The following is a 5,686-nucleotide window of genomic DNA, read 5'->3' on the forward strand; positions in this document are numbered from 1 at the left end:
AAATGTTATATTAGAGGTGGTTAAAATACCATACCCTTTATTAATTTCAATTTCCTCATTTTGGAATGATCAAGTGCAATCTTGAACATTCCCTTTTTTTATTATAAACAACAAAATTTGAACCAAAAGCTGCGATGAGGGGTCTTCAACCTCAAGCAGTATCAGTGAAAATTGCTTTGAGGCATCGGTAGATGGCTCAAATGTTGTTACCTACAACAAAATTTGAACAAAAAAAACGACTTAGCCCCTACGGGCATTCCGTAGAAGGTGTAAGTCGTTTTATTTTTTCTCATCCATTTTTAGTATCGAAATTTTAAACTGATATCCAGTGCCTTAACAGAATGCGTGAGTGCACCAACTGAAATCACATCAACGCCTGTTGCTGCAATGGCATTTACACGTTCAAGCGTTACATTGCCAGATGCTTCTAAAATTGCACGTTGATTCGTTATCAAAACTGCCTGATGCATCATTTCATTGTTCATATTGTCCAGCATGATGATATCTGCACCAGCATCTAATGCTTCCTTAAGTTCATCAAGGCTTTCTACTTCAACTTCAATTTTTGTAGTATGGGGAATACTTGCTCTTGTCCTTCTTACAGCTTCTTTTATACTCCCGACAGCTCGAATATGATTATCTTTGATCATCACCGCATCTGAAAGATTAAATCTATGATTATGACCGCCTCCTAATTTTACAGCAATCTTATCAAGCACTCTTAATCCAGGTAGGGTTTTTCTTGTGTCGACGATTCGAGCCCTATAGGGTTTAACCGCTTGAACATATAAGTCAGTCATCGTTGAGATCCCGGACATTCTCTGTAGCAAGTTTAAAGCAGTCCTCTCCGCTCTTAAAAGATTAACCGAACTTCCTGAGATAACAGCCAATCTTTGATCCTTGCTTACTGCCTCACCCTCTTTGACAAACCATTCTATTTCACATAATTGATCTACCATCATAAATGTTCTTTCGAAAACATCAATTCCTGATACAATACCCTTTTCTTTTGCAATTAAATCGGCAACACTTTTCTCAGTTCCATGAAGAAGTGTCTCAGATGTGATGTCGCCATAGTTCATATCTTCCATTAACGCATTTTTAATAATATCATCTACTATAAATTTAATCATTTCCATTCAGCTCCTTTAAGGCATCAGAGACCATCACTTTCATCATGAGCAAGGCATTGTAAATTCTAATGCTTTCTATACTAACGTCTGAAACGACTTCAGGATTGTCCATAATTTTAGATATTTTTTGGTATAACTTATTAAGCTCAGCAGGGTCTCGATTGATTCCCATATACTGATCCATCCACCCTTGTAGGGTTTCAAGTTTTATATTATAAGGTGCAGATTGTTGTACCCTATCAGAATAGACTTGTACAACTTTTTCATGCTTAAGATTCATTTTTTCAATTTCCTTTGCAATTCTTTTACCAAATACAACTGCTTCAAGAAGCGAATTGCTAGCGAGTCTATTTATGCCATGGACGCCAGTATGGGCACATTCACCAACTGCAAATAAACCTTCTACAGAGGTTCTTCCCACGACATCTGTTTGGATGCCACCCATGAAATAATGAAGTCTTGGCGCTACAGGAATCAGATCCTTATCCATTTGGATACCTTGCGTCAAACAAAACGCATAAATGGTTGGAAACCTTTCCTTCAAAAAAGCGCTTGAAAGGTGGGTTACATCTAAATAAACACAATTTGTGCCGTTTAGCGTCATCTCTTTTTCAATCGCTGAAGAAACAACATCCCTAGGTGCAAGTTCAAGACGCTCATCATACCTTTCCATAAAACGCTCTCCTGTATGGTTCCTAAGAATTGCACCTTCACCTCTTACAGCCTCTGAAATCAAGAATTGTCTTCCCTCAAGCTCTGGTGTATAAAAAACAGTTGGATGAAATTGAGTACGGTTCATATGCGCTGTCTTAACACCAGCTCTTATGGCCATAGCAATACCACTTCCATCGATTCCAGATGAATTGCTGGTAAAGCTATATAAATGTCCAATACCGCCTGTTGCAAGTATCGTGAAGTTTGAATAAATTTCTGTTGATGTCCCATTTAACAAACCCTTAATACCCGTACAAATCCCCTCATTCATGAGCAAGTCAACGCCAAAAAAAGGCTTAATCCATACGATGTTTTCAGATTCTTCGACGCGTTCCGAAAGCACTTCCATAATAGATCTGCCTGTGTGATCACCAATTCTTAAAATTCGAGCGACACTATGGGCACCTTCCATGCCCATCAAATAATTGCCTGAGGCATCTCGGTCAAATCCTACCCCTAAATTCTCAAGTGCATGCATATTCTCTTCAGCTTCAGCTACTAAAATTTTTACAGTCTCCGGATCATTAAAGTATCTACCACTTTTCAAGGTATCTTCATAATGTTTTTCTGGAGAATCATTTTCTTTTATCATAGCTGCAGCAATGCCACCTTGTGCAAGATAGCTGTTCGTTTCCTTAACATCTGCTTTTGAAACAAGTAAAATCCTAAGGTTATCGGGTAACATTAAAGCAGTATACATACCTGCCAACCCTGCACCTACAATGACTACATCTGTTTCGATTTGATTCAAATCATCACCTTCATTTCGACATTTCTAGCATGCGATTTATTGCTGAATACGCTTTTTCACGTATAGACTTTTCGAGTTCAATTTCATTTCCGCCAACTTCAAGTGCCATATAAACATCATCAAGTGTTGTCTTTTTCATATTAGGACATCTGAAATTAGGGTTTAAAAGCACAAATGTTTTCTCTGGACTATTTTTTTGAAGTGTTGGCATTACACCCTCTTCGGTTCCGATAATCAAGGTTGAAGCGGTTGTATTTTTTGCATATTCTATAATTTGTGATGTAGACCCTACATAATCAGCAGCTTCAACGATTACAGGCTTACACTCAGGATGAACTAGCAAGGCCGCATCTGGATGCTGGGCTCTCATGGCAGACACATCCTCCAGGTCAATTCGATGGTGTGTTGGACAAAAACCACGCCATAAAATCACTTCCTTGTCAGGAACAAATTTCGATACGTAATGGCCTAAATTTTGGTCCGGCACAAAAATAATTTGCTCGGCATCGAGGTTTTTTACAATCTTAACTGCATTTGATGATGTACAACAAACATCACTTTCAGCTTTCACTTCTGCAGATGAGTTTACATAACATACGACTTTTGCATTTGGATATTTTGACTTTTCTTCTCTTAACCTTTCTGCAGTAACCATATCCGCCATTGGACAACCAGCATCTAGGTTGGGTAAAATCACCTTTTTATTGGGTGATAATATCTTTGCGGTTTCTGCCATAAAGTAAACACCACACAAGACCAAGACTTCTTCTTTACAATTTGAAGCAATTCTTGCAAGTTCAAGAGAATCACCTACATAATCTGCAACTTCTTTGATTTCTTCCGATTGATAATGGTGTGCTAGTATGATTGCTTTTCTCTCTATTTTAAGCTTTCTAATTTTTTGAATGATATTTGAATTCACTGCCGTCTCCTTTCGGTGACATTACATATGTCTTGTCACTTCGTCACCAGTAATATACCATAAATCAAGAATCACTTCAACCGTTATGAAAATAATAAAAGGATTTCAGGGGTCACTTTTTAATCAAGTGATCCACAGAAATCCTTTTTAAATTCATTTTATAGATAACGCTTTCTAGAAGAGGTCGTCATCATATTTTTCTCGAGTATGTCTAAATACTCTAAGCTCATGCCCGTTCCCTTAGCGACACAACTAACTGCATCATCCGCGATATAGGTCGGTATACCGGTTCTTTTTTCAAGTTGCTTGTTAAGACCATTTAGTAAAGAGCCGCCGCCCGTCATGACAATTCCTCTTGAACTGATATCAGCAGCAAGTTCTGGTGGGGTTTTTTCAAGTACTGCATGTACTGCATCACATATGGCATTAACAGCTTCGCTTAATGCTTCAAGCATTTCATCACTTGATATACTGATATTTTTAGGAAGACCAGTAATCAAATCTCTTCCTCGGCAATCCATTTTCACAATCTTAGTTCTCGGATAAGCTGTTCCAACGTTTATTTTAAGCTCCTCAGCAGTTCTTTCACCGATGAGGAGATTATGACGTTTTCTCATATACTTTATAATCGCCTCGTCAAATTTATCTCCAGCGACTTTAATGGAACTGCTTACAACGATGCCATCAAGTGAAATAACGGCAATATCAGAAGTACCACCACCAATATCTATCACCATATTTCCATCTGGTTTTGTAATATCGAGACCTGCACCTATTGCAGCAGCAATTGGTTCTTCAATTAAGAATGTTTTACCACCGCCTGCCTCAGTTGTCGCATCAAGAACAGCTCTCTTTTCAACTTCTGTAACACCACTTGGCACACAGATGATGATTTTAGGTTTGAATAATCTTCTTTTTCCACATGTTTTATTGATAAAATATCGGAGCATTCTTTCAGTAACATCATAATCAGAAATAACCCCATCTTTCAGAGGCCTAATTGCGATAATATTCCCTGGTGTTCGTCCTAACATTTTTCGTGCTTCGTTGCCAACTGCAAGTACGCGATCTGTATTTTTATCAATTGCAACAACGGAAGGCTCTCTTAAAACAATTCCTTTGCCTTTAATATATACCAATACGCTGGCAGTTCCTAAGTCTATTCCAATTTCAGCGCCGATTCCAAACATGAATTATCCACCTTCCACATCATTTCATTTTTGACAATTCAACTTCTCGAATTATAGGTTTATTACTTTATGAATAAAGCCCTTGATGCCTTATTTATTCTTCGTCAATTCTTCTGATCTTAGCACCAAGACTTAACAAGTCTCTTTCAATTTGAGGATAGCCTCTATCGATGTGATATATATCATCAATCTCTGTAATCCCATCGGCAATCAATCCTGCAAGTACAAGCGCCGCACCTGCTCTTAAATCAGTAGCTTTAACTTGTGCCCCTTGGATGTCTTTAACCCCTTGGATGACAGCACTATGACCTTCGATTTTAACATTCGCACCCATCCTATTGATCTCTGCTACATGTCTAAAGCGATTCTCAAATACAGTCTCCGTAATCACACTTGTCCCCTCAGAGATAGATAAAAGTGCCATGAACTGTGCCTGTGCATCAGTTGGGAAGCCTGGATAAGGCAAGGTCGTGATGTCTACAGCTTTAAGTGCACCTGTTGATGTTACACGGATTCTATCATCATCATCCTCCACAAGAACGCCCATTTCTCTGAGCTTGGCTGTAATTGGCTTAACATGACTTGAAACGACATTCTCAATCGTTATGTCGCCATTTGTCATTGCCGCTGCTACCATGTAGGTTGCAGTAATAATTCGATCAGGAATCGTTTGATGTCTTGTACCCTTCAACGAAGTAACCCCATTGATTCTAATCGTATCGGTACCAGCACCCTTAACATTTGCACCCATTTCATTTAAGAAATTGGCCAAATCGATAATTTCTGGTTCTTTGGCAGCATTTTGAATTAAAGTCTGTCCTTTTGCCATTGTTGCTGCCATCATAATGTTTTCAGTGGCACCAACACTTGGGAAATCCAGATATATTTCTGAGCCAATTAAACCATTCTCAGCTTTAGCTTCAATATAACCATGACCGAGAGTCACTTCTGCCCCTAATGCCTGAAACCCTTTAAG

5 protein-coding genes are annotated in these 5,686 nt (G+C 38.6%); all 5 read right to left on the reverse strand.

Annotation, left to right across the window (positions count from 1 at the left end):
• Positions 1-299: 299 nt before the first annotated feature.
• The gene (nadC, locus tag AC220I_RS17285; RefSeq protein ID WP_486725113.1) at positions 300-1,139 is read right to left on the reverse strand and encodes a carboxylating nicotinate-nucleotide diphosphorylase; all 840 of its coding nucleotides are present in this window, start codon (positions 1,137-1,139) and stop codon (positions 300-302) included.
• Positions 1,126-2,598 (reverse strand): L-aspartate oxidase, encoded by a 1,473-nt coding sequence (nadB, locus tag AC220I_RS17290; RefSeq protein WP_486725114.1) that lies wholly within the window; start codon positions 2,596-2,598, stop codon positions 1,126-1,128. Before nadB ends, nadC begins: the two co-directional genes overlap by 14 nt.
• A gap of 10 nt (positions 2,599-2,608) precedes the next feature.
• Positions 2,609-3,520, reverse strand: coding sequence for a quinolinate synthase NadA (nadA, locus tag AC220I_RS17295; RefSeq protein ID WP_486725115.1), 912 nt, complete (start codon positions 3,518-3,520; stop codon positions 2,609-2,611).
• 158 nt (positions 3,521-3,678) lie between these two features.
• On the reverse strand, positions 3,679-4,710 hold the full coding sequence (mreB, locus tag AC220I_RS17300) for a rod shape-determining protein MreB (RefSeq protein ID WP_486725116.1): 1,032 nt from the start codon (positions 4,708-4,710) through the stop codon (positions 3,679-3,681).
• A 94-nt stretch (positions 4,711-4,804) separates the two neighbouring features.
• The coding region (murA, locus tag AC220I_RS17305) for a UDP-N-acetylglucosamine 1-carboxyvinyltransferase (protein WP_486725117.1) at positions 4,805-5,686 on the reverse strand (882 nt) is incomplete at its 5' end.

The organism is Fusibacter sp., from assembly GCF_057447755.1.